Here is a 26245-nt window from a genome sequence, read left to right on the forward strand (position 1 = left end):
CTAATACGCGCAGAATTGAATTCTGGCTTTCCATTTTGATACAGTGCCAGAATTGAATTCTGGCTTTCCATTTTGTGACGGTGCCAGAATTGAATTCTGGCACCGTAATATTATGCTCTTACGCCCAACAGATATGCGCTTATAAATTCGTCGATGTCGCCGTCAAATACACTTTTATCGTCGTATATGGTGACCCCAGTCCTGTGGTCTTTAATGACTCTGTTTGGGTTGAGGGTATAAGACCTTATCTGCGAACCCCAAGATATCTCTTTTTTTGTTTTGTTTACCTTATCTTCTTCCTCTTCCTGCTTTTTTTTGTAATAGTCGTAAAGTCTTGCCCTTAAGAGTTTATATGCCGAATCTTTGTTTTTATGCTGAGACCTTTCGTTTTGACAAGCTACTACTATGCCTGTCGGGATATGTGTCAGCCTGACGGCTGAATCGGTAGTATTGACGTGCTGTCCGCCTGCTCCGCTGGAACGGTAAGTGTCTATTTTAACGTCTTTTTCGTCTATAACTACGTCGATAGAATCGTCTATCTCGGGATAAACGAATACGGAAGCAAAAGACGTATGCCTTCTTTTATTTGCATCGAAAGGAGAAATCCTTACTAATCTGTGAACGCCGCTTTCCGCCTTAAGATAACCGTAGGCATATTTACCGTGGACGGTAAAAGTAACGCTTTTTACTCCAGCTTCTTCGCCTGCATTAAACTCCATTATTGCCGTTTTAAATTTTCTGCGCTCCGCCCACCTTAGATACATTCTTAAAAGCATATTTGCAAAATCCATGGATTCGGTACCGCCAGAACCTGCATGAATTTCCACTATAGCATCTAGTTTGTCGTCTTTTCCGGAAAGAGTAGTATCCATTTCTAAAGAGGATACGCTTTTTTCTAAAGATTTTACGCCGGCGAAAATTTCTTCTAGCATTTTTTCGTCATTTTCTTCTATAGAAATATCGTATAGGTCTTTTATGTTTTTAAACTCTTCGTAAACGGAATAAAAAGTTTTAATCTTATTTTCAATAGCCGATTTTTCTATCAATATTTCCTTAGAATAGCTTATATCTTTATAAAAATCTTCTTTTGAAGAAATTTCTTCTATCTCTTTTAGTCTTTTTTCGGAAATATCTACTTCAAAGCGCCCTCCGCAGTTTTTCTAATTTTTCTTCGAGGGTTTTCAGGCTTCTTTCCAAAAAACTTACGTTAAAAAGCGAATCGCTCTGTGCTGAAGCTATAGACATTTAAAAAACCTCCGGATAAATATATCTTTTTAAATTTAACTTTATTTTTCTCTATAAATATTTAATGCAGGAAACAGTTTTAATATAAAAATATATAACATTGAAATTATAAAAACAAAATCCGATATATATGCAAATATATTACCATATAATGCAAAAAAAGTCTTTCTATTAATTAATTTAACGTAACCTATCATATAAGTACGCTTAAATATCGCGGTTTCATCTAAAATTTTACCGACCGGCGATATTATTCCGCTTATGCCCGTATTTCCGGCGCGGGCAATAAACCTTTCATTTTCTACCGCAGGAAAAACGGTCATAGACATATCCTGATAAGGAGCCGATGTTTTGCCGTACCATGCATCGTCCGTAATACTCACGAAAAGATTTGCGCCTTTTTTTGGAAAATGCCTTACAAGTCCGTCAAAATAAGCTTCATAGCATATCATGGAACCTATTTTTAATTTGCCGTTTTTTAAAATCCTGAACTTTTTGCCCGCCGTAAAGTTTCCTATACCCGCTCCCTTTAAAATATGCGCGAGAAAAGGCAGCTGTTTCTTTAACGGTATATATTCTCCGAAAGGGACTAAATGATGTTTATCGTAATAATAATACCTTCCTTTGTCGGTAAACATATAGTCCCTGTTATAATAATGGTACTTAAAATTAAAAAATTTAAATCCTATAGCGCCAAAAACCATATCTATTTTATGCTTTTCGGTAAATCTCATAACCTTGTTCCAGTAAAAAGGATAAACCGATATAATATACGGGAGAGCAGTTTCAGGCCATATAACCAGCTTAGGTTTATATTTTAAAGACTGCTTGGTCAATTTAAGATATATATGCGTCGTTCTTTTTTTAGTAATTTTCCATTTTTGGAACATACCTATATTTCCTTGAATAAGGGCGACCCTTAAAGGTTTTTTATGTTTAACGAGTTTATTTATCGAATATATATTGTAATAACCGTATAATATAACTAAAATAAAAACCGATATAACAAAAAAAAGCTCAAATAATGCCTGTTTTTTTGAAAACCTGTTTTTTTGAAAAATAAAACTGAATATTGAATAATTAATCAGAACTATTATAAAAGATAATCCGAAAACGCCGATAATATTGGAAATTTGTATAAAAGGAATATTTAAATACTGCGAGTATCCCAAGTTTTCCCATGGAAAACCCGTTAAAAGCTTAGATTTCAAAAACTCGAAAAAAACCCAGTTTGAAGGTATTAGAATAAAGCTTAATTTCTTATATCGGTTTAATATAATCTTTGAAAAACCGGCAAACAGAGCTACGTAAAGAGCAAGATACGAAGCAAGAAGAATAAGCGCAAAAACCGCTATATAGTAAGGAAGGTCGCCGAATTTACTTACGGTGTAAACTATCCAGTAAAGTATAATTACGTATGAAATTATACCTGCAATAAAACCGTATAAGAAAGATTCTTTAAAACCCTTAGATTTATGTACGGCGTATAAAAGAGGGATTAATGCAATCCATGCAAGAAATTCAAGGTTAAAAACAGGAAATAAAAGGGCTGTTATAACGCCGGACAAACCAGCTAAGCATAGATTTTTTATTTTATCGTTCGTTAATATTGTCTTCATTATTATGACCCTCTTTTAGATGATTCCCATAACTCGTCCAAGCTTGCGGCATCTAATTCCGAAAGCGGTTTTGCAGCTTTTTCCTCAATATATCCGAATCTTTTTATAAATTTATCCGTGGATTTATTTAAAGCCGAACAGGGATGTATATCTAAAAGCCTTCCCATATTTACTATTGAAAATAGAATATCGCCGTATTCTTCGGTTATTTTATTTTTATTTCCGTCTTTATCCGTATTCAAGTTATTACCCAGTTCCTCTTTAAATTCTTCTATTTCTTCATATACTTTTTTTAAAGCCTCTTCGGCGTCCGCAAAATCTAAACCCTGCCTCTTAGCTTTTTCCTGAACCATATATGCCCTGTGCAGAGACGGCATGGATTCAGAAATATATACAGACGGTTTTTTCGGAACGTCCGGTTTATTTTTCGATTTTTCCTTCTTTTCTTCCCCTTTAATCCTTTCCCAATTTCTAAGGATAGCGTCTTCAAGGCATTCGCCTTCTTTCAAAGAAAAATTTTCGTCGAAAACGTGAGGATGTCTTCTTATAAGTTTTTTGTTTACCGTCTCTATAACGTCGTTTATAGAAAACTCTTTTTTATCTGCATATATGTCCGATAAAAAAACAACTTGAAGAAGAAGGTCGCCGAGTTCTTCCATTATTTCGATTTTATCGCCGGAGCCTATAGCCTCTACTACTTCGTAAGCTTCTTCTATAATATACGGTTTTAAGGTTTCTTCAGTCTGCTTCCTATCCCATGGACAGCCGGTTTCCGACCTTAATTTTTTAACTATTTCTATAAGCTCGTTGAGTTTATAGGTTTTTTGCTTTTCTTTTGCAGACATTATTCTCCTTATTTAAAATTTTTACAATTATTAAAAATAAAACAGCTTAAATATAAGCACGGTAATTAAAATTCCTATAATGCTTCCGGTTAAAACCTCTATTTTAGTATGAATTCCGCTGCTAATTCTGGAAAGAGCTATCGTTAGCGCAAGAATAAACGTAAGCAGGGAAACTACAGGATTTAAAGTCAAAAAAGATACTATAAGCCATATAGAAAAGGCTATAGCGGCATGGCCGCTCGGAAAACCTCCCCTTAAGGGTGTGCCTTTATTAAACATAGCCTTTATTATTATAATTCCTACAAAAACAATCGATATAATTATTACGGATATATCGGAACCTTCGGTTTTAATCATATTTATCGTATAGTATATCAAATAATAAAGGTATTTGGAAAAAATTATGTATCCGACTACGAACGAACCGAAGGCGGATAAAAGAACCGCGCCGGCGGCTAAATTTTTAACGGCGGCAATTTCTTCAGAATGCTCTTTGGATATAAAATCGGCAAGATATTCTATGGAAGTATTAAGAGTTTCCGCAAATAAAACAAAAAAAACGGAAACAAGGACGAATAAGATATCTATTTTCGATACTTTTAAAAAAAGAGCAAGTATTATGGCGGCAAGAGCTACGGAAAAATGTATTTTCATATTTTTCTCGGTCTTGGTAGCTAAAATAATGCCCTCTATAGCGGCGTTAAAAGATTCCAAGCGGCTCTGCGTTGTTTTTTTCATATAATTACAATTTCCAGTTTAACTCTTTATATAAAAAATTCTGCATATTTTTCATATCTTCATCATAATCTTCATCGTCTAAATTCATTTTGTGTTCTTCGTCGTGAACGTATCCGAAAAGGTGAAGAATACCGTGTATAACAAGCAGAGCGATCTCCCTGCGAAAACCTTTTAGGTAATAATATCGGGGTCGGCTTTCTTTATTTTCGTCTTTATATTCGTAATTATCGCCGTTCAGGGATATCCACTCTGATTTTTCCCAAAACTCGCGGTTTTTGAGGTAGTTTTTTTGCGCAACGGACGGCGATATATATATTTCGCCGATATGATAAACGCCGTTTTCCCATTCTTTAATCTCAAACGACAGTACGTCGGTAGCTTTATTTTGATTCCTGTAAGTTTTATTCAATGTTTTAATATAATTTTCTGAACAGAAAATTATATCTATTTCATAATAACCGCAATAAAGTTTGTTTACGGAATTTTTAACGATATAGCGGACTAACCTTTGGTTTATTTTCGATTTTCTCTGAATATCCGTTATATTTATTATCGACTTTGCCTGCTTCACTTTTATCGGCTCCTCCGGTCTGCCTGTCTATATATGGAATTCTTTGATGAAAAACGGAATTCAAAACTTTCACGAAAGCATCGCCTATAATATGAAGATCTTTCAGCGTCAATTCGCATTCGTCAAGCTGTCCGTCGGTATAAATTCTATTTATAGTTTTTCTGACCATCTGTTCAAGTCTCGACGGCGATATATTCGACATCGATCTCGATATAGCTTCTACGGAATCGGCCAACATAATTATTCCAGCCTCTTTAGTCTGCGGTTTTCTACCTGCGTATCTGAAAGCGTCGCTTGAAATATGCGCACCTTTATTTTCGTTATACGCCTTTTCGTAAAAAGACCCTATCATAGAAGTACCGTGATGTTCGGCGATTATGCTTTCTATTTTATTTCCTAGTTTATATTTTTTTGCAAGTTCCTGTCCGTCTTTTACATGCGAAGCTATAATCAAACTGCTCATAGTTGGAGAAAGTTTGTCGTGCGGATTTTCGGAATTTACTATATTTTCTATGAAATAGTTGGGCTTTGTTATTTTCCCTATATCGTGGTATAGGCTCGCAACTCTCGCCAGAAGAGGGTTGGCTCCCACAGCCGTAGCGGCAGATTCCGCAAGGGTAGAAGTCATTATCGAATGCTGGTAGGTGCCTGGAGCCGCTATAGAAAACTGCCGGAGCAAAGGGTTGCCGGCGCTTGAAAGTTCAAGCAGTTTAAAATCGGTCGTAAAGCCGAATATGCTTTCCAAAACCGGAATAAGCCCTATAACCATAATAGAAGAAATTACGCCTGATAAAAAAGCCGAAACGACGGCATAAAGAGTTTGAACGTTTATAAGATTAAACCCTATTAACGCAAATGCCGATACCATTACTACGTTTATCGAACCCGTAATAACGCCGGCCCTTATTACTCTTCCCCAAGAAGAGAAGTCGAAAACCTCATAAGACGCTATAAAACTTCCGGCGAACGTATATACCATAAAAAAAATAGAATTTTTAAAAATTATAGAAGTCAATATTGAGAAAAGCGCAATATAAACAACCGAAACTTCCGAATTTAAAATTATCCTTACAAGCATTGGTCCAAAAGCGAAAGGAATCAGGTAATATAAATCGTTTTTATCTATAAAAGGGAAATATAAAGCAAGCGCGTTGGAAAATATAATTCCCGCTTTTATCAATAATATCGAAAAAAGTAAAATCGTGATAACAAAAAGTATATTTTTGAAATCTAACGTCGTCCTGAATTTTTTTATGTACTTGAAAGGAAAAATATATGATAACCACAAAAGTGTAGTTATTACCAAAAACAATCCTATTAAAGACGGTATATTATTTTTTAATTTAAATTTAGAATCGTACGTATTTAATTCAAGCGCTTTCGACTTAGCTATCAGCTCTCCCGCCTTTATCAGGAGCGAGCCTTTGTTTACATGTATAAAAATAGGTTTATTTTCTTTTTTTATTATTTCTATTTTTTTTAGCGTAAGATATTTTGAGTAAACTATATCCGGTTTTATAATATTGTAAGAAATATCGTAAATATACATACGCATATAATTAGGCAGGAAATATAAATATTTTACGGTATAATAATAAGCGAAACTTTTTGCTTTTTTGGCAGTAAAAAAAATTTGAGGATAGCTTACTATTTTTTGTGTATCCGTTACGGTGTTTTTTATTTCCATGTTTTTGCCCGACGACGGCAGTTTAGAAATAACCCCCGTTTTGTAAACGCTCGAAACTATATTTAAAACATATTTTTCTAAGTTTTTGTTGTAATTTAAATAATAAAATTCGTTAAGAACGTTTTTATTTAATTTTGCTCCTAATTTAGACTCGAATATGTTTTCCGTAATACTTTGATTTTTCTTATCGGGCTTGTGTTCGTCTTTATATGTTCTTGCTAAGGAAAAGGATTGTTTTATTCTCCTATTTATATTTGTTTTAATTTCAGGATAATAAAAATAAACATCGGGGCTTTTGGCAATCTTCTTTTTTAAAATTGCGTTGGTTGCTTTTGTATTTACATATCTAAAATTTCTTTTGGCTATTATCGTTTTTGTTGCTATCTCTCCTGCTTTATACTTATTTTTTATAAATTCCAAACCGTTATAAAGCAGAAAAGTCAATAATACCGAAGCTATTAAAAGAATGATTAAAAGAGCGGAATAACGGCTTTTGATTTCGATAGAATTATTTTTTAAAAATTCTAAAAATTTAGTTCTTTTCATATGCTTTTATTATATCGCGGACTAATTTATGTCGCAGGACGTCTGTTTCGTCAAAACTTACTACTTCTATGCCGTCTATATTTTTTAATATCTTGCTTGCTTTTATAAGGCCGGAATCTTTATCGGAAGGCAGGTCCGTCTGGGTAATATCGCCGTTTACTACTATTTTAGATCCGGAACCTATTCTGGTCAGCATCATTTTCATCTGTTCGTTAGTAGCATTTTGCGCTTCGTCAAGTATTATAAACGAGTTATTTAAAGTCCTTCCTCTCATAAAAGCTATAGGAGCGATTTCTATAACATCCGTTTCTATAAGTCTCATAGCTTTTTCAAACTCCGTCATTTCATAGAGTGCATCGTATAGCGGACGCAAATACGGATTTATCTTTTGCGCAATATCTCCAGGCAGGAAACCTAATTTTTCTCCTGCCTCCACAGCAGGACGAGTCAAAATTATCCTGTCAAAAACTTTATTCTGAAATAAAGATATAGCACAAGCCATTGCAAGATAAGTTTTTCCTGTTCCTGCAGGACCTATGCCGATAACTACGTCGCTTTTAAAAATTGCATCAGTGTATTTTTTCTGATTTGGAGTTCTCGGAGTTATATTTTTCTTTCTTGGAGTTAAAAGAATAGACGGATATAAATGAGCGGCTACGTTAATTTCCGGACTGTCTATTTTTAATTTAGCCAATCTTTTTAAATCTGCATCGGCTATAGTTTCGTTTGTTTTAAACAGATTTATCAAATCCTTTATAAAAAAAACGGCGGTACGTATATTCTTTTTTAATCCTTTTACGATTACCGTATTGCCCCTGACCGACATATCAACGTCGAACTCAGATTCTATAAGACTTTTAATGCCGAAGGAAGGATTTGAAAATTTATTGAAAAGTTCTAAATTTTCAAGCGCTATCCTCTCGGTATCGTTCTTTTCATGCTTTATCAAGGTTAAAGAACCGCTTTCGGCCTTTAAGCGTTTATCGTCTCTGCGCAAATTTTATTTTTTAATTACCTCTTAAAAAAATATACGAAAAATTATACAATATTACTTATATATTGTATAATTATAATAACTTAAAAATTATCCGCATATTTCGATTATAACATTATTGTAAAAAAAGTCAAAAAACTATCTGCGGCGACTGAATTCATACTGCGCTGCCGCAAAACGGATAACAAAACAGTTATAAGGAATATATAAATGAACTTAAATAAAAAACATATATTTTTATTAACCGTCTTGATCACGGTTTTTATTGCGGGAACATATTTTTCGATGAAATTTATTTTTTTTCCGTCGCCCGTTTCGGCAACGCGGAATAAACGAATAAAAATTAAAAAACCTAGTTTTAATCAAATTATGGGCATAAAAACGGTAAAACCCAAACTTTCCAAAACAATCGAAAAACTTGCAAAAAAAAAGCGGACTATTAAAACTTTAAATTTGAAAGTCTATAGGCCTGATATTACTAAACCGCTTGATTGTACTAATCTTGACGTATTTCTTTGTACGGTAAAATATTTGCAATATTTAAAATATCTTCCCATTTCTTTAACGCCGGGAGGCAAATATAAGTTTGCATTTCCTTTGCAAAAAAAACTAAAAAAAATTGTTTATTCTTACGCTTGGAATGAACAAAATCCTTTTATTATCGGTTCTATTGCAAGATATCTTAACGAATCGGGCAGGGTTAAAGATTGGGGATACGACAGACCTGAAATAACGGACAAACTTTTATGCGAACTGGAAAAAAGCGCCCGAAAAAAACAGTTTAATCGGCAACCGTGGGACTGGATATTAGTAAAACAGTCGAAAACTAACGAGAAAGCAGAGTTATACGAAAACGGCCGTATAATTTTTTCTTTTCCCGTTAATACCGGCATACTAGGGTTAACGCAGGACGGCACCTGGTATGTTTTTTTAAGGCTTCCAGACACCACTATGACCGGACTTTTTCCTGTGCCTATTACGAAAAAACTTTATGCGTCTTTAAAGTCAAAACATTTTAAAAACATAGAGTGTTTGGACGGACATCCGGTCAAACTGGTTCATTATTCCGATTCCGGAATAAAATATATAGACTATTTCCATAAAAGCGTAGCTCTTCACTATATGCATCGCAAATATTACGGTTTTCCTCAATCGGCCGGATGCGTCGAACTTTCGGAGCAAGACGCCCTTCTATTATATAAGCAGATAGGCTATGGAACTATAGTAACCGTCACGGGTTCTACTATTAGCAAAAAAAATAATAATGCCGCTAAAAACGATGCCGAAAATAAAACAAATAGAACGGTACTAACAAAACAGCCTTTAGAAAAAATTAAGAATAAGAAAAATAAAAAATCGAAAAGTTAATTTTTTTTAGCAATTATGTTTTTTAATATATCTGCAGAATCGTTCTTAAAAATTAGCGAAGCGGCTAAGTAAATAATTAATCCTGCGGCTATAGAAATTAAAACTACCGATAACCGGCCAAAATGCATTTTATTTGAAGCCGCTATTATCAATTCAACTGCAACCCCCATAACTAAACTTGCCGCTAACGTTTTCAGGAAAGATTTAAAAAAAGTTGTTTCTAAGCCTATACCTTTCCTGCGATGCAGTTTTCTCAAAAGAAACAGATAATTGAAAATTAAAGAAATACTGGAAGCCAGCGCAAGTCCGTATACTCCCATCACCCGCATAAGAATAACCGCAAATACGATATTTATAAACAATGAAATTATCGCCGCATTAACCGGCGTTTTAGTATCTTTCATAGAATAAAAAACGGGGACCACCGTTTTTAAAAGCGCAGACGCCCATAAACCTATTATAAAAAACAGAAGAACTCCGGCAGTTTTTTGAGCGTCTGCCGCATTAAACAACCCGTGCATATATATTAATTTTACGAGCGGGCTTCTTAAAAGTATTAGCCCTATGCTTGACGGTATTATAATAAAAAACATAAGCGAAGACGCAAAATTAAAAGCTCCGTCCACTTCTTTTATATTATTTTTTGCAAACGAAGCGGAAAGCGTAGGAAAAATAGCGGTCTGCATAGCTATTGCAAAAACTCCGAGAGGAAACTGATAAAGCCTGTCGCCGTAATAAAGATAAGATATACTGCCGGAAGGAAGAAAAGAAGCAAGGAGCGTATCGAAAACGAGATTAAGCTGAATTACCGCCATACCTAAAAGCGAGGGGGTAAGCAGTTTAAAAACTGCCTTTACGTCCGAACTTTTAAAATTAAACTTGAAACCGAGGCGTATTTTCTTTTTTTTAATATAATAAATCTGGGATGCAAGCTGAAGCGCTCCTCCTATCATAACGCCCGTCGCAAGAGCAAAAATAGCCGGGTGAAAAAACCGCTTTAAAAAAACTGCCGATAATATAAGCGCTATATTTAATATTATCGGATACATTGCGCCGGGAGCATAAGAACCATGAACGTTTAACGCTCCCGATAGAAAGGCGGTAAGTCCTATCAAAAAAATATACGGGAACATGACCTTAGTTAGAATAACCGCAAGATTAAACTCAAAAGGTTTACCCAAAAAGCCCGGCGCAGTAACGGCTACAAAAACAAACGAAAATAAAAATCCTATAAGAGAAAGGAATAAAAGGATAAAAAAAAGTATCGCGAAAACGGTTTGAAAAAGGTCTTCCGAATTTATTTCGCTTTTTTTGACCAAACTTTCCGAATATACGGGAATAAAAGAAGCAGATATCCCTCCTTCTCCGAAAAGCCTCCTGAACAGATTGGGTATCCTGAACGCAACAAAAAACGCATCGGTCGTAATTCCGGCGCCGAAAAAGTATGCAATGCAAACGTCTCTAAGTAAACCCAGAATTCTGCTTATTAAAGTAAAAAACGAAACTACGGATAAATTTTTAATTATCTCATGGTTTCGCAATTTTAAAGACATTATTTAAATACCTTGAGCCTGTATAGAAAAAGGTTTTTTTGCTGTTATATTGAAGGATTAAAGGTATTAAAGATATTTTTTAATTAAAATTTCCGCTATCTGCACGGCGTTTAAAGCCGCTCCTTTCCGAACGTTGTCGGCTACTACCCATAAATTCATGCCGTTAGGAATGGAAAAGTCCTTTCTTATCCTGCCGACATATACTTCGTCGTTTCCTGCGACGTTAGTCTGGTAAGGATAACGCTCTTCTGGATTCTCGCTTAATACGTCGTCTATAATTTTAACTCCGTTAGTTTCCGAAAGCATTTTCTTTATATCTTTAATATCGAAACTTTTTTCCGTTTCGATATTAACGGATTCGCCGTGTGAGAAGAAAACCGGAACTCTCACCGTAGTGGCAGACACGCCTATATTTTCGTCATGCATTATTTTACGGGTTTCGTTTACCATTTTAATCTCTTCTTTGGTATATCCGTCGTCTGCAAAAACGTCTATTTGAGGAATACAGTTAAAAGCTATTTGCACGGGAAATTTTTCCGGAAATATATCGCCTTGCGCATTTATAATGCCTGTAGTCTGGTAAAAAAGTTCGTCCATAGCTTTTTTGCCGGCTCCCGAAGTGGATTGGTAAGTCGATACCACTATTCTTTTTATCTTATATTTGTCGTGAATCGGTTTGAGTGGAACTAGCATCTGAATGGTCGAACAGTTAGGATTTGCGATTATATTTTTTTTGGAATAATATTTTATATCGTCGGGGTTAACTTCAGGTACGACTAAAGGAACGTCTTTGTCCATCCTGAAATAAGACGTATTGTCTATAACTACCGCTCCTTCTTTGGCGGCGATAGGCGAAAATTTAGCGCTAATCTGGCCTCCGGGACTCGACAATACTATGTCTATATTCTTCTTTTGAAAAGAATCTTCCCTTAAGGCATCGACTATATATTCGTCGCCTTTAAAATCTATAGTTTCTCCGATAGAATTTTCCGATGCAAAAAGATAGAGTTCTCCTACCGGAAAATTCCTCTGCTCCAGTATCTCTAAAAACTCCCTGCCGACAAGACCCGTAGCTCCCGTTATGGCAACATTATATTTTTCTTTTTTCATATTGTGCTTTCCAATTTTATAAAAGGCGTCAGATTAATTTTCCGCTGTCAACTATCATATTAATTCACTTTTTCATAAGCTAAAAATAAAATATGACACCTTTTACTCATGTTATTTTATCCAAATTTTTATTTTTTTAATTCTTCAATTACGGCAAGACCCATTTCTTTTGTGCCCACAAGTTTTGTTCCCTGTTCTTTTGAATAGATATCGACAGTCCTATAACCGCTTTTGATAACTTTTTCTACGGCTTTGTCAATTTTGTTTGCAAGCTCGTCCATATCGAAACTGTATTTCAACATCATTGCGACCGATAATATTGCGGCTAAAGGATTTGCTTTATTCTGTCCCGCAATATCCGGAGCGCTTCCGTGAATAGGCTCATACATGCCTTTTTTGCCGTTAAGGCTTGCTGAGGGCAGCATACCTATAGAACCGGCTACCATAGAAGATTCATCGCTCAAAATATCGCCGAACAGGTTGGTAGTTACGATAACGTCAAAATTTTTCGGCTGTCTTATTAACTGCATAGAACAGTTATCGACGTACATATTGGTAAGTTCCACTTCAGGATAACTCTTAGCTGTTTCCGCAACTACGTTGCGCCATAATTCCGTGCATTCCAATACGTTTGCTTTGTCCACCGACAAAACTTTTTTTCTTCTTTTCATAGCAATTTCAAAAGCTATTTTTGCTATCCTTTCTATTTCTTTAGTAGTATAAACAAGTGTATTAACGCCTTTTTTCTGTCCGTCCTCCAAGTCGGAAACGCCTCTTGGCTGACCGAAATATATCCCGCCGGTAAGTTCTCTCACTATCATCATGTCCGTCCCCTGAACGACATCTTTCTTTAAAGGGGAAGCATCGATAAGTTCGTCATAAATTTTAGAAGGCCTTAAATTTGCATATAAACCAAGTTCATATCTTAAAGAAAGCAATGCTTTTTCCGGTCTAAGTTCAATTGGCAGCGATTCCCATTTATAACCGCCTACCGCTCCAAAAATTACGGCATCAGCTTCTTTTGCTATTTTAAGGGTTTCCTCGGTTAAAGGCTTTCCGTATGCATCATAAGATGCTCCGCCGACGAGTCCTTTTTCTATTTCATATCTTACCGAATGTGAATCAAATAAAAATTTTAATACGTTAACGGCTTCTTCGGCTACTTCTGTTCCTATTCCGTCGCCAGGGAAAAGAGCTAACTTAATCATGACTATTTCTTACCCTCCTTAATCTTTTTTTTAGCATAAGCTATTAAACCGCCCGCATTAACTAATTCCGACATAAATTTAGGAATAGGTTTGGCGTTAACAACTTTATTTTTAGTTAGATTTTTAATTTCTCCCGTATCGGTATTTACTTCAAGCATATCTTCGTTTTCTATGCCGTCGGTATCAGCGGAAAGAATAAATAATCCTATATTAAATGAATTACGATAAAATATCCTGGCAAAGCTTTTAGCTATTACTATTGTAACGCCGCACGATTTAATGGCTATAGGAGCATGCTCCCTCGAAGATCCGCATCCGAAATTATTTCCCGCGACTATAAAATCGCCTTTTAATACTTTGGAAGAAAATGTTTCGTCGGCATCTTCCATGCAGTGTTTTTTTAAATTTTCTTCGCTAGAATCGTTCAGATATCTTGCGGGTATTATAGCATCGGTATCTATATTGTCGCCGAATTTAAATACTTTTCCTTTGAATATCATAAATAATGCTCCTTTATAAATATTAAAAACCTTTTAACTTAATTATTCCGTTTAATATTTTGAATTAAGATACTACTTCTTCTGGACCCGCAATCTTGCCGAGTATGGCGGACGCAGCGCAAACCGCGGGATTTGCAAGATATACCTCGCTCGTAACGTCGCCCATCCTTCCTTTAAAATTCCTGTTAGTCGAAGATATCGCTCTTTCGCCGTCTGCAAGTATTCCCATATATCCGCCGAGACAAGGTCCGCAAGTAGGCGTACTCACAACTCCTCCGGCATCCAAAAATATATCTATAAGCCCTTCTTTTTCAGCCATTCTGTAAATATCGGGAGTCGCCGGAATTACTATAAGCCTTGTGTACTTGGCTATCTTTTTACCTTTTAATATCTCCGCCGCAACTCTTAAATCTTCTATTCTGCCGTTAGTGCAGGAACCTATAACGGATTGGTCTATTTTTATATTTTTTGCGGACGCTTCGTTAATATCTACGCTGTTTTCCGGAAGATGCGGAAAAGCAACCTGAGGATTGATAGTTTCGGTATTATAATTTAATACTTTCGCATATTCCGCGCCTTCGTCGCTCTTATAGAATATATAGTCTCTTTTTGCCCTGCTCTTGACGTAACTTTCGGTAATTTCGTCCGGCTCGAATATTCCGCTTTTTGCTCCGGCTTCGATAGCCATATTGGATATAGTAAGCCTGTCCGCCATACCGAGATGTTTAAACGTGCTTCCGGTAAATTCCAGCGCCATATAGTTTGCGCCTTCTACTCCTATCTGACCTATCAGATAAAGAACTAAATCTTTGCCGGACACCCATTTTTTCGGTTTGCCCTCAAAAATAACTTTTATCGATTCCGGAACTTTAAGCCATAATTCACCGAATGCCATAGCATAGGCTAAATCGGTAGAACCGACTCCTGTAGCAAAAGCTCCAAGCGCTCCGTATGTGCAGGTATGCGAATCGGCTCCTATCACTAAATCTCCCGGAAGGACTATGCCTTTTTCGGGAAGAAGCGCATGCTCGACGCCGGCTTCTCCGCACTCAAAATAATTTTCAATATCGAATTTTTTTGCAAACTCCCTCATCATTTTCGCCTGCTTTGCGCTCAATATATCTTTGTTGGGAACGAAGTGGTCCGGAACAAGCGCTATTTTTTTTCTGTCGAATACCGTATCTACGCCTATTGCGGAAAACTCTTTTATGGCTATAGGCGCGGTTATATCGTTACCTAAGGCTAAATCCACCCTTGCGTTTACTATGTCTCCCGAAGATATTTCCTGCAAATCGGTATGATTTAAAATGATTTTTTCGGTAATGGTTAATGGTTTTGCCATTTTGTTCTCCTTTTATATTTCTTTATGACTAAATGAATTTATATTGCGCCGCAATGAATATCTTTGAGCGTCCGCATAAATGCAAAGCAATCCCGCGTTTTGCGTAATTACTTACCGACGTAAAAGTTCAAGCGTTAATTTCAATTTCGCAGATTGTTTTATTTGCGGCGTTTTTATTATGAACGTATAGCTTATTCAACGCGTTAACGTAAGCCTTGGCGCTGGCGGTAACTATGTCGGTATGAGCGCTTCTTCCGGTAATGCTCTCGCCTTTGTGTTCTATGGTAATGGAGACGTTTCCCTGTGCTTCCGTAGTTCCCCTTATAGATTTAACTTCGTAGCCGATAACTTTAGCCTGAGAATTTACGATTTTTTCTATGGCGTTAACCGCTGCATCTACCGGACCGTTTCCGCAGGAAGAATCGTGTTTTAACTCTCCGTCAACTTTAAGTTTTACCATTGCAAGAGGCGAAACGGTATCGCCGCAAACTACGTTTACGTATTTTAATTCGTATTTCTCTACTAAATGATGCGAATTAGAAACAAGGGAATCTATGTCTTCATCATATATATCTTTTTTTTTGTCCGCAAGGTTTTTGAATTTTACGAAAGCTTTTTCTATCTCTTCGTCGTTCAATAAATAACCTAGAGAATTAAGTTTTTCTTTAAATGCATGTTTTCCGGAGTGCTTGCCCAGAACAAGTTCGTCCGGCTGTCTTCCGACGCTCTCGGGAGTCATAATCTCATACGTAGTTTTTTCTTTAAGTACTCCGTCCTGATGAATTCCCGCTTCGTGCGAAAAAGCATTTTTGCCGACGATAGCCTTATTCGGCTGAACCGATATACCGGTTATATGAGTTAAAAGCTGTGAAGTTCTAAATATCTCCGATGTATTTATAGATGTTACGGCATTATATATATCTTTCCTGACTTCTAAAGCCATAACTATTTCTTCCAGCGCGGCATTGCCTGCCCTCTCGCCGATACCGTTTATAGTGCATTCGACCTGATTTGCTCCTGCAAGTATCGCCGACAAAGAATTTGCTACGCCGAGACCTAAATCGTTGTGAGAGTGTACGCTTAAAACAATATTTTCTATTTCTTCGACTCTTTCCCTGATATTTTTTATAAAATTAAAAAATTCGAAAGGCGTCGCATATCCTACCGTATCCGGAATATTAACGGTAGTTGCGCCTGCGTCTATAACTCCTTTAATTACTTTGCATAAAAAATCTAAATCGGATCTGGAAGCGTCTTCGGCAGAAAATTCTACATTTTCTATGAACGATTTTGCGTATTTTACCATATTGACTGCGCGCTCGTATAATTCATCGCGAGTCATTTTAAGCTTGTATTTAAGATGTACGTCAGAAGTAGCAATAAATGTATGTATAACCGGTTTTTCTGCATGTTTTACCGCAGAATACGCCCTGTATATATCTTTTTCGTTTGCCCTTGCAAGACCGGCTATTTCAATGCCTTTTATCTCTTGAGCTATAGCGCTGACGGCTTCAAAATCGCCCTCGGAGGCAATAGGAAAACCGGCTTCTATGACATCCACGCCGAGCCTTGCCAACTGTCTCGCCAAGTTTAGCTTTTCGTCTATATTCATGCTGGCGCCGGGAGACTGCTCGCCGTCCCTAAGGGTAGTATCGAATATTTTTATTTTTTTAAAAGCATCGCCGCCCATTAAAATCCTCCCGCAAAAGCCTATTTAATTTCTTTATTAATCTTTTTTATCTTAACATTAACGAAATAAAAATACAATAGCGGAGAAATAAATGAATATAGTATGAAAATAGTAAAAATAGATTCGACAGGCTTTATTATAATAATTATTAAAATAAATAATATAAGTATCAAAAACTCGAAAGCCCTGCGTTTAAAAACCGAAAAATCTTTCATGGCAAAGTATCCAATGTTGCTTATCATCAGCAGTCCTACTATTACGGTAAGAACAAGCATAATTTTGGTTGTAAACAAAGTGCGTATCGAAAATTTAGTAATAAAAAAAAGCGTAGAAACTATGGTTCCTGCAGCCGCAGGAGACGGAAGCCCCGTAAACTTTTTATATTCGACCGAGTTGACCTGCACGTTAAATCTTGCCAGCCTCAACGTCGCCCCTAGAAGATATACGAACACAACCGCCCATCCTATTCTCCCCATATCCATAAAAAACCATTTGAACAGCAGAACGGACGGAGCAGCTCCGAAAGCAATTAAATCGGATAGCGAATCATATTCTATCCCAAATTTAGAGCTTGTATTAGTCAGCCGTGCTACCTTGCCGTCTATTCCGTCGAAAAATATAGACGCTATTATAAGCCATCCGGCTATCCAATATCTGCCGTCTATTGAATTAATTATCGAATAAAAACCGGACAAAAGCGAAAGGCTGGTTATTAGATTAGGTAAAAGAAAAACGCCTTTTGTCATACTGTTTTTGTATAACTCATTAGTATTTAGGGCGGTTTTTATCGGAGAATAATTCTTTTTTTGTTTATTAGACGCTATCATTTATTTTTCCAAGTATGGTTTTGCCAGAAAAAACTGTACCGCCTATTTCGACGTAAGGAGTAAAACCTGCAGGCAGATATATATCTAATCTGGAGCCGAACTTAATTAAGCCGAATCTTTCGCCGGACTTTACGGCATCTCCTTGCTTAATTTTGCAAACTATGCGCCTTGCTATAAGTCCCGCTATCTGAACAAAAGCTATTTTTTTATTTTTTTCTTTTAAAACTCCGCCCGCATTTAAAATTACCGCATTAAACTCGTTTTCGGAAGATGCCTTATCTAAATTTGCGGAAAAAAATCTGCCCTTATTATAAATTACTTTTTCTACTATTCCGCCGAACGGAATCCTGTTGACGTGTACATTAAAAAGAGACATAAAAATGCTAATTTTAAAAACTTCTCCTTTTAAAAACCTTTCGTCAAAAACTCTCTGCAAAAATATAATTTTACCGTCGGCGGGAGAAACTATTTCGTCTTCTTTTAAAACAGAATCGGGCTTTCGTTCAGGATCCCTGAAAAAATATATACAGAAAAAAAAGAAAAGGACTAAAAGCGCAAACATCGAAAAATATACATATTCCAAAATTATATTTTTTGCATAAAAGCCCAGAATTAAAAAAAGTAGCGAACAGATAAATGCGGCTGCTATAAACTGAATGCCCTCTTTCGCTATATATTTCATTTTTTTAATATTGGGGCAGATATATGAGTCTGCCCCGATGTCAAAATTTATGTTTTAATTTTTAGATTTATCGACTATTTTATTTTTTGTTATCCACGGCATTAACGACCTCAATCTGCTTCCGACTCTTTCAAGCTGATGCTCTTCGCCGTTTCTAGTCATAGCGTTAAACGAAGGCTTATTGGCTTTGTTTTCAAGCATCCATTCGGTAGCGAATTTTCCGTTTCTAATCTCTTCCAGAACTCTTTTCATTTCCTGCTTGACTCTTTCGTCCACTATTCTAGGACCCCTGGTTAGGTCTCCGTATTGAGCCGTGTTGCTTATCGAATATCTCATATTTGATATTCCGCCTTCATATATAAGATCTACTATAAGCTTCATTTCGTGTATGCATTCAAAATATGCGCTTTCTTCCTGATATCCGGCTTCCACGAGAGTTTCAAATCCGGCAGTCATAAGAGCCGATAAACCGCCGCAAAGAACAGCCTGTTCTCCAAAAAGGTCGGTTTCCGTTTCTTCCCTGAACGTAGATTCTAATATACCGGCTTTGCCGCCGCCTATTGCAGCTGCATAAGACAACGCCATATTTTTAGTATTGCCTGTATAATCGTTATAAACGGCTATTAAATCAGGTACGCCGCCGCCTTTTTCAAATTCGTGGCGCACGAGATGCCCGGGGCCTTTAGGGGCAGCCATAAAAACATTAACTTCTTTAGGAGGAACTATTTGTCCGAAATGAATGCTGAAGCCGTGAGCGAAAACAAGATATTTATCGGCTTTTAAACCTGGCTCTATATCGTTTTTATATACTTCTCCGTGAATTTCGTCCGGAAGCAAAACCATAATAACGTCGGCTTTTTCGGCAGCTTCTTTAACGGGATATACTTCAAAACCTGCATTTTTAGCTTTTGAAAAAGAGTTGCCTTCCGGTCTTAAACCTACAATTACCTTCACTCCGGAATCTTTTAAATTTAATGCATGAGCATGCCCCTGAGAACCGTAACCTATTATAGCTACTGTTTTTGATTGAATTAATCTTAAATCGGCATCTTTTTCGTAATAAATATTCATTAAATCCTCCTTTATTTAGAGAGACGGCGGTATTTAGCCCTCAATCGATTTTTATTATTTTTTTTATTAATTTATATTATTTTTTTAGCGCTGGCTAAAGCTATTATACCGGTTTTAACTATGTCTTTGATGCCTAAAGGCCTTAAAATGTCGATAAAAGAATCGATCTTCTTTTCCGAACCTGTCACTTCAAGAGTGTAATGATTTCTTGAAACGTCTATAATCCTGCCGTTAAATATTTCTTTTATTCTGAAAATATCTCCTTTCGTCGTTTCATCAGCGTTAACTTTAACCAGAACGGTCTGCCTTAAAACGGAATCGTCGTCCGTAAATTCCTGAACTTTAATTACGTTAATAAGCCTGTTAAGCTGTTTAACTATCTGTTCCAAAATTTGCGCATCTCCCGACGTTGCTATTATCATTTTGGACTCGTTTTTTTCTAAAGTTTTTGCTACGCATATACTGTCGATATTAAACCCTCTTGCCGAAAAAAGTCCGGCCACCCTGGTAAGCACGCCGGATTCGTTTTCCACTGTAATAGAAAGAATATGTGTTTTTTCCATAGTTATACTCTTATATAGTATTAATTTATTTTTTTATGTATTTATTCGGAAAAGGCGTCAGATTAATTTTTCCAAGAAACTTTTCATATTAATTCATTTTTGCATATGCGGAAAATAAAGTCTGACACCTTTTCAATATTTTACTTATGTCGAAATTAAACCAAAAGCATACCTGTAATAGGCGAACCAGGCGCAACCATCGGATATACGCTTTCTTCTCTGTCGACTATAAAATCCATTATTACGGGTTTTTTTATAGACAGCGCCTTTTCTATTACTGGAACTACGTCATCCGGATCTTTAGCCCTTAAACCAACAGCTCCGTATGCTTCGGCAAGTTTTACGAAATCCGGATTAACGTTCATTTCCGAAAATGAATATCTTTTATGATAAAACAGTTCCTGCCACTGTCTTATCATGCCTAGAAAATTATTATTTATTATAGCTATTTTGACCGGCAGATTATACTGCACCGCCGTTGCAAGTTCTTGAATATTCATCTGAATGCTTCCGTCGCCGGCTATATCGAAAACGATTTTATCAGGATGGGCTATCTGCGCGCCGATAGCAGCCGGAAATCCGAAACCCATAGTTCCAAGACCGCCGGATGTCAATAAAGTCCTGGCATTTTTAAATTTATAAAATTGCGCGGTCCACATCTGGCTTTGACCCACTTCCGTAGCTATGATTGCATCTCCTCCGGTAAGTTCATAAATTTTTTCAATTACATACTGAGGCTTAATTACGTCGTTCATTTTATAAGTAAGCGGATGTTCGTATTTCCATGCGTTTATTTCTTCGAGCCAGCCCAATCTTTCATATTTTGCTGCCGATATTTCTTCGTTTCTGCCATGTAAAACTTCAAGAAGGCTGCTTAAAACGGACTTAACGTCGCCCACAACGGGTATTTCTATTTTTACGTTCTTTCCTATAGAAGACGGATCTATGTCTATATGTGCAAACTTAGCATTTTTACCGAATTCTTCTACTTTTCCCGTAACCCTGTCGTCAAATCTAGCTCCTACGGCAACTATAAAATCGGCATTAGATATTGCCATATTTGAGGGATAGGTACCATGCATGCCTAACATGCCGAAAAAAAGAGGATGACATGACGGAAATCCGCCAAGACCCATCAAAGTCGAAGTTATTGGGAGGTCAAGCAATTCAGCCAGTTCAAAAAGTTCCGTGGAAGCATTGGAGCTTATTACCCCGCCTCCTATATACAGCAAAGGTTTTTTGGCTTTTAAAATTTCTGAAGCAAGTTTTGCGATCTGTATATGGTGTCCAAAATAGGTAGGATTATATCCATGCAGTTGAACGGTTTCAGGATAATCAAACTCATACACGCTAGAAGTAATATCTTTAGGTATATCTATTAATACGGGTCCCGGTCTTCCGGTAGAAGCTATATAAAAAGCCTCTTTAATGGTTCTTGCAAGGTCTTTTATATCCTTAACCAAATAATTATGCTTAGTGCACGGTCTGGTTATACCTACGGTATCGGCTTCCTGAAAAGCATCGTTGCCTATAAGATTTGTAGGCACCTGGCCGGTAATAATAACCATAGGCACTGAATCCATATTAGCGGTTGCAATACCGGTTATAGTATTAGTAGCGCCCGGACCTGACGTAACCAAAACTACTCCTACTTTGCCGGATGCCCTGGCATAACCGTCTGCGGCGTGGGCTGCCCCCTGCTCATGTCTTACCAGCACATGCTTAATTTTATCTTTGTAATTTAATAGTTCATCATAAATATTTAAAACTGCGCCGCCTGGATAACCGAATATCGTATCTACGCCTTCATTTATAAGACTTTCGATAATTATCTTTGAACCGGTCATTAAATTTTTCTTTGTATTATTATTTACTTTATGATTCATGGTTATTTCCTTATATTTCTGTTTACTATTGCTCCTTCGTCAGCCGAAGATACTATTTCGGAGTATCTAGATAGATAACCGTAGTCTATTTTTTTAGGTTTTTTTGTAAATTGTTTTTTTCTTTCGATTAATTCGGCTTCTGAAACATCTATGCTCAATTTTCTATTGGGAATATCTATTTCTATTTTATCGCCGTTTTTTACCAAGGCTATAGGTCCTCCTTCTTGAGCCTCCGGAGATACGTGTCCGACGCATGGACCTCTCGTTCCGCCGGAAAATCTGCCGTCGGTAATAAGAGCTACTTTTTCGCCGAGTCCCATTCCGACTATTTGAGAAGTAGGAGCAAGCATTTCACGCATTCCTGGTCCTCCTTTTGGGCCTTCAAATCTTATAACTACGATGTCTCCTTCTTTGACTTTTCCTTTAGAAATATTTTCCATAGCGGATTCTTCGCTGTCGAAAACGACCGCCGTTCCTTTAAACTTCATCATTGAAGAGGTTACGCCGCTGGATTTAATAATAGCTCCGTTAGGCGCTAAATTCCCAAATAAAACGGCTATACCGCCTTCTTTGCGGTAAGGATTATCTGCTTTTCTTATAACTTCGTTATTCACGTAATTAACGTTAGATATTATTTCGCCTATAGATTTGCCGCTTACGTTCATAGATTTAGTGTTTATAAAATCTTTAAGTTCATACAAAAGGGATGGGATGCCTCCTGCAAAATCGAGGTCTTCGAGGAAATATTCTCCTGCAGGCCTTAAACTTGTAAGCTGAGGCGTATTTTTAGAAATTTCGTCGAAAAGCCTCAAGTCAAGTTTAATTCCCGCTTCATTTGCTATGGCAAGAAGGTGAAGCACCGAGTTGGAAGAACCGCCCAGCGCCATATCTACTGCAATAGCATTTTTAAAAGAATCTACAGTTACTATATTTCTCGGCAGGATTTGGTTTCTAATCAAATCGACTACCCTTGCGCCGCTCTCAAAAGCTATCCTTTTTTTGATAGCGGAACCTGCAAGCGCAGTACCGGCGCCAGGCAGGGACATTCCAAGAACTTCGGTCATGCAAGCCATTGTATTAGCCGTGTAAAGACCCTGACATGAACCCTGCCCGGGGCATGCGCACATTTCAAGGTCGTTAAGCTCTTTTTCCGTAATTTCGTTTATTCTGAACTTTGCTACCGCCTCAAAAGTATCGCGGACGAAAGAAAGTCTGTTCCCGTGATAGTGTCCTGAAAGCATTGGGCCTGCGGTAACGACGATAGCCGGAATATTAAGGCGTAAAGACGCCATAAGCATACCCGGCGTTATTTTATCGCAGTTGGTAAGCAGTATAAGTCCGTCAAGACTGTGCGCTTCTGCAATAGTTTCTATCATATCCGCAATAAGTTCCCTTGAAGGAAGCGAATAGTGCATACCCCTGTGCCCCATAGCTACGCCGTCGCAAATACCAGGGATTCCAAATACGAAAGGGCGTCCGCCGTTGCTGTAAACGCCGTTTTCAGCCGCCCTTTCAAGGTCTCTTATTCCTACATGTCCGGGAATTAAATCGGTAAAACTTGACGCTATACCTATGAAAGGTTTTTTCATATCGGATTTAGTCATTCCTGTTGCATATAGCAGTGACCTGTGCGGAGTCCTGTCAATCCCTTCCTTAATATTATCGCTTCTCATAATGTATATCCTTAAGAATTATTTTATTTTTATTTTATATTGATTAATTTTTTATTTATCCTACTCCGGCAATTTTTTCTTTAATAATCTTTTTCATAATATCGTTGCCGTTTAATTTTTTTAACTTTAACTCTTTTATGGTTTTTTGTTCTTCAGGGGTTAAAAAAGGCTTGGTGCTGAATTTATCCAAAGCCTTTCCAATTTCTATATGTTCTTTATAAATCTTCTTGAAATTCTCGTCTTTTTCGGCTAAAATTTCAGCCGTTTTTCTTTCCGTTTCATCCAAAAATTGCATAATAATTACACCTCCTGCGGATTTATTTATATTTATAAAACTATAAAACCTTTAAAAAGGACCGTTGCCGTAAACATAATAAGGAGAAAGCTCTTCGGAGTATTGTTCGTTGAAAATATTATCTCCGTTTATTTTATACCTTTCTATGGTATATTTAGCAGCAAAATAAGGCGTATCTTTAAGGTCTAAAAATAATAAGCCTGAAACCGCTTTTTTTAATTTATCTTCTATAAACGAACAATCGCTTTCATTGTTAAAACCATACGTCAAAAGCGGTTTATCTTCCATAGAGTTTAAAAAAAGGCGTATTTCTTCTAAATTTAAAAGATCGGTTTTAATTTGTCCTTCAAAATATTTAGTCGCCGAAGAAAATTCGGAAACATAGTAACGGTCTTTCGATGCATAGCAAACCGCAATAATTTTTTCTAATCCGGAGTTTTCTTTAGCTGCTCTGTATGCGCAAACAGATAAACTCCCAAGTCCGACTACCGCCGTTTTAAGCACATAAGACAGCGTTTTCGCTATCGTCAAAGAAACCCTGATACCGGTATAAGAACCGGGTCCCAGAATAACGGCTATTCCTTTTAAATCCGTTAATTTTATACCGGCCTTGTATACTATTTCATCTAACTGCTTAAAAATAAGAACGGAATGTTTTTCATGAAAATCCGATATCGATTCTGAAAGAATATTAAAATTTTCATCGGCTGCCAACAGGTTGGAATAACCGTTGGAGCTGTCCATAGATAAAAACATATAAAAATTTAAGTTTTTATAGAGCGTAATATATCGTTGTAAGAAACGAACAGAAGCAGCAATATTAAAAACGCAAAACCTATTTTAACCGCAGTTTCTTGAAACTTAACGCTTAACGGACTTCTCTTTACCATTTCTATTATCGAAAATAACAGATGTCCTCCATCCAACGCGGGAATAGGAAAAAGGTTTACAAGGCCTATATTAACGCTTATGAATGCTACAAAATAAAAGAAATCGGAAATACCTAAACTGGCTGCCCGCCCGGAAAGCTGAGCTATCATTATAGGTCCTCCTAAATCGCTTGCGGGAAGTTTTCCCGTTATCAGATAAAAAAGACTGACTATAGTAATATAAATAATAAACCATATCTCTTTTAATGCCGAATAAAAAGAATCTAGGATACCGGTGTATCTATAAAAAACAGCATTTTTTGAATTTGAAGGGGTTATTCCTATTATATATCTTTTTATTTTTTGCTTATATATATTAAAGCCTGCTATTAACTGCGGTTTAACGGATACGAAAGAATTTATAATTTTACTTCCTATTTTTTCTTCCACTCCAAGCTTTAAAGTTTTTTTTCCGTATTTTTCTATGTTTTCTGCTAAACCTGCCCAAGAATGAACCTTTATTCCGTTAACGCTTGTAATAATTTCGCCTTTTTTAAGTCCTGCCTTTATTGCCGGTTTGCCTTTCAAAAGACCGCCTATAATAGGTTTTAAAACTGGCCTTCCTGACATAAAAATGATAGTAAATATGATAGCCGCTAAAATAAAATTAAAAAACGGTCCGCAAAATATTATAAGAAACTTTTTATACGGCGACAGATTACTGTATGAACGTTCTCTGTCTTCGGGAGGCAATTCCTCGGACGGGTCTTCTCCTGTAAGTTTAACGTATCCGCCGAGAGGAAGCGCCGAAACAAGGTATTCCGTTTCTCCTAACTGCCTGCCGAAAATTTTAGGCCCAAAACCCAAGGAAAACTTCTCGACTTTTACGCCTAATTTTTTCGCTACTATAAAGTGTCCAAACTCGTGGATAAGAACTATAATGCTTATTACTATTAAAAATGCCAATATATCTAACGCTATGCTATCAAACATGTTTTATTTTTATTATATGGTTTATTTAAAATTATTTAAATTTTTAAAAAATTTAACATTTTCATAAATTTTATTATATTTTTTTTTCATCAAAAATGCAATTTTTTAATTTTTCCTAAAATTGCCAATAGAAAATTATTTTTCTGGATTCCCGCCTGCGCGGGAATGACAATTAAGGAATTTAACTTTTCACCTAACAGGTGTCATTCCTGCGTAAGCAGATATAAGCGCACGCCGTTTATGCAGAATTTATAATATACCGAAACAGTTTTAAATATTTCTATCGGCAATTTTGGGTTTTTCCTAAATTTGCCAATAAGAAAAAGGTGTTAGAAAAAGGTGTCAGATTTTATTTTCCGCTTTTAAGAAG

23 protein-coding genes are annotated in these 26245 nt (G+C 36.6%); 1 reads left to right on the forward strand and 22 read right to left on the reverse strand.

Annotated elements, in window-relative coordinates:
* Positions 1 to 110: 110 nt before the first annotated feature.
* The 7 genes from EVJ48_04345 to EVJ48_04375 form a co-directional block, all read right to left on the reverse strand.
* A protein-coding gene (locus EVJ48_04345) for a peptide chain release factor 2 (GenBank protein ID RZV39578.1) occupies positions 111 to 1245 on the reverse strand; the annotation gives its coding sequence in 2 pieces (ribosomal slippage) (positions 111 to 1148 and positions 1150 to 1245; 1134 coding nt in all).
* 41 nt (positions 1246 to 1286) lie between these two features.
* Entirely contained in the window at positions 1287 to 2864 is a 1578-nt protein-coding gene (gene lnt / locus EVJ48_04350; protein RZV39579.1) for an apolipoprotein N-acyltransferase, read from the reverse strand.
* A gap of 2 nt (positions 2865 to 2866) precedes the next feature.
* Entirely contained in the window at positions 2867 to 3709 is an 843-nt protein-coding gene (locus tag EVJ48_04355) for a nucleoside triphosphate pyrophosphohydrolase (protein ID RZV39580.1), read from the reverse strand.
* Between the two features lie 30 nt (positions 3710 to 3739).
* Positions 3740 to 4447, reverse strand: a complete 708-nt coding sequence (locus EVJ48_04360) for a phosphatase PAP2 family protein (GenBank protein RZV39581.1) — start codon at positions 4445 to 4447, stop codon at positions 3740 to 3742.
* A 4-nt stretch (positions 4448 to 4451) separates the two neighbouring features.
* Positions 4452 to 5018 (reverse strand): rRNA maturation RNase YbeY, encoded by a 567-nt coding sequence (ybeY, locus tag EVJ48_04365; protein ID RZV39582.1) that lies wholly within the window; start codon positions 5016 to 5018, stop codon positions 4452 to 4454.
* Positions 4933 to 7251: an HDIG domain-containing protein gene (locus EVJ48_04370; protein RZV39583.1), complete on the reverse strand. Its 2319-nt coding sequence runs from the start codon at positions 7249 to 7251 to the stop codon at positions 4933 to 4935. The genes ybeY and EVJ48_04370 overlap by 86 nt, the downstream gene beginning before the upstream one ends.
* A complete protein-coding gene (locus EVJ48_04375; GenBank protein ID RZV39610.1) occupies positions 7238 to 8077 on the reverse strand; it encodes a PhoH family protein in 840 nt (279 codons plus the stop codon). The genes EVJ48_04370 and EVJ48_04375 overlap by 14 nt, the downstream gene beginning before the upstream one ends.
* A gap of 378 nt (positions 8078 to 8455) precedes the next feature.
* On the opposite strand from EVJ48_04375, the gene EVJ48_04380 reads away from it, so the two are divergent.
* Positions 8456 to 9613, forward strand: a complete 1158-nt coding sequence (locus tag EVJ48_04380) for a hypothetical protein (protein RZV39584.1) — start codon at positions 8456 to 8458, stop codon at positions 9611 to 9613.
* On the opposite strand, the gene murJ is transcribed toward EVJ48_04380, so the two are convergent.
* The 15 genes from murJ to rseP form a co-directional block, all read right to left on the reverse strand.
* Entirely contained in the window at positions 9610 to 11166 is a 1557-nt protein-coding gene (murJ, locus tag EVJ48_04385; GenBank protein RZV39585.1) for a murein biosynthesis integral membrane protein MurJ, read from the reverse strand. The two genes, EVJ48_04380 and murJ, sit on opposite strands and share 4 nt — an antisense overlap.
* Positions 11167 to 11232: 66 nt before the next feature.
* On the reverse strand, positions 11233 to 12276 hold the full coding sequence (locus EVJ48_04390; GenBank protein ID RZV39586.1) for an aspartate-semialdehyde dehydrogenase: 1044 nt from the start codon (positions 12274 to 12276) through the stop codon (positions 11233 to 11235).
* Positions 12277 to 12404: 128 nt separating this feature from the next.
* Positions 12405 to 13484 (reverse strand): 3-isopropylmalate dehydrogenase, encoded by a 1080-nt coding sequence (gene leuB / locus EVJ48_04395; protein RZV39587.1) that lies wholly within the window; start codon positions 13482 to 13484, stop codon positions 12405 to 12407.
* A 2-nt stretch (positions 13485 to 13486) separates the two neighbouring features.
* Entirely contained in the window at positions 13487 to 13984 is a 498-nt protein-coding gene (locus tag EVJ48_04400; protein RZV39588.1) for a 3-isopropylmalate dehydratase small subunit, read from the reverse strand.
* A gap of 64 nt (positions 13985 to 14048) precedes the next feature.
* The gene (gene leuC / locus EVJ48_04405; GenBank protein RZV39589.1) at positions 14049 to 15326 is read right to left on the reverse strand and encodes a 3-isopropylmalate dehydratase large subunit; all 1278 of its coding nucleotides are present in this window, start codon (positions 15324 to 15326) and stop codon (positions 14049 to 14051) included.
* 127 nt (positions 15327 to 15453) lie between these two features.
* Positions 15454 to 17016, reverse strand: coding sequence for a 2-isopropylmalate synthase (locus EVJ48_04410; GenBank protein ID RZV39590.1), 1563 nt, complete (start codon positions 17014 to 17016; stop codon positions 15454 to 15456).
* A 20-nt stretch (positions 17017 to 17036) separates the two neighbouring features.
* Positions 17037 to 17843 (reverse strand): CDP-diacylglycerol--serine O-phosphatidyltransferase, encoded by an 807-nt coding sequence (gene pssA, locus EVJ48_04415; protein ID RZV39591.1) that lies wholly within the window; start codon positions 17841 to 17843, stop codon positions 17037 to 17039.
* Complete coding sequence (locus tag EVJ48_04420) at positions 17830 to 18525, reverse strand: phosphatidylserine decarboxylase family protein (protein RZV39592.1); 696 nt, start codon at positions 18523 to 18525, stop codon at positions 17830 to 17832. Before EVJ48_04420 ends, pssA begins: the two co-directional genes overlap by 14 nt.
* 54 nt (positions 18526 to 18579) lie before the next feature.
* Positions 18580 to 19596 carry a ketol-acid reductoisomerase gene (gene ilvC, locus EVJ48_04425; GenBank protein RZV39593.1) on the reverse strand — a complete coding sequence of 339 codons (1017 nt, stop codon included), beginning with the start codon at positions 19594 to 19596 and terminating at the stop codon, positions 18580 to 18582.
* Between the two features lie 71 nt (positions 19597 to 19667).
* Positions 19668 to 20159: an acetolactate synthase small subunit gene (ilvN, locus tag EVJ48_04430; GenBank protein ID RZV39594.1), complete on the reverse strand. Its 492-nt coding sequence runs from the start codon at positions 20157 to 20159 to the stop codon at positions 19668 to 19670.
* 155 nt (positions 20160 to 20314) lie between these two features.
* Positions 20315 to 22006 carry a biosynthetic-type acetolactate synthase large subunit gene (gene ilvB / locus EVJ48_04435; protein ID RZV39611.1) on the reverse strand — a complete coding sequence of 564 codons (1692 nt, stop codon included), beginning with the start codon at positions 22004 to 22006 and terminating at the stop codon, positions 20315 to 20317.
* 41 nt (positions 22007 to 22047) lie between these two features.
* The gene (gene ilvD, locus EVJ48_04440) at positions 22048 to 23718 is read right to left on the reverse strand and encodes a dihydroxy-acid dehydratase (protein ID RZV39595.1); all 1671 of its coding nucleotides are present in this window, start codon (positions 23716 to 23718) and stop codon (positions 22048 to 22050) included.
* Between the two features lie 55 nt (positions 23719 to 23773).
* On the reverse strand, positions 23774 to 24004 hold the full coding sequence (locus tag EVJ48_04445; protein ID RZV39612.1) for a DUF465 domain-containing protein: 231 nt from the start codon (positions 24002 to 24004) through the stop codon (positions 23774 to 23776).
* A gap of 60 nt (positions 24005 to 24064) precedes the next feature.
* On the reverse strand, positions 24065 to 24769 hold the full coding sequence (gene tsaB / locus EVJ48_04450; protein RZV39596.1) for a tRNA (adenosine(37)-N6)-threonylcarbamoyltransferase complex dimerization subunit type 1 TsaB: 705 nt from the start codon (positions 24767 to 24769) through the stop codon (positions 24065 to 24067).
* 8 nt (positions 24770 to 24777) lie between these two features.
* Entirely contained in the window at positions 24778 to 25875 is a 1098-nt protein-coding gene (gene rseP, locus EVJ48_04455) for an RIP metalloprotease RseP (GenBank protein RZV39597.1), read from the reverse strand.
* Between the last annotated feature and the right edge of the window lie 370 nt (positions 25876 to 26245).

The organism is Candidatus Acidulodesulfobacterium acidiphilum (genome assembly GCA_008534395.1).
GTDB classification, from domain to species: Bacteria; SZUA-79; SZUA-79; order Acidulodesulfobacterales; family Acidulodesulfobacteraceae; genus Acidulodesulfobacterium_A; species Acidulodesulfobacterium_A acidiphilum.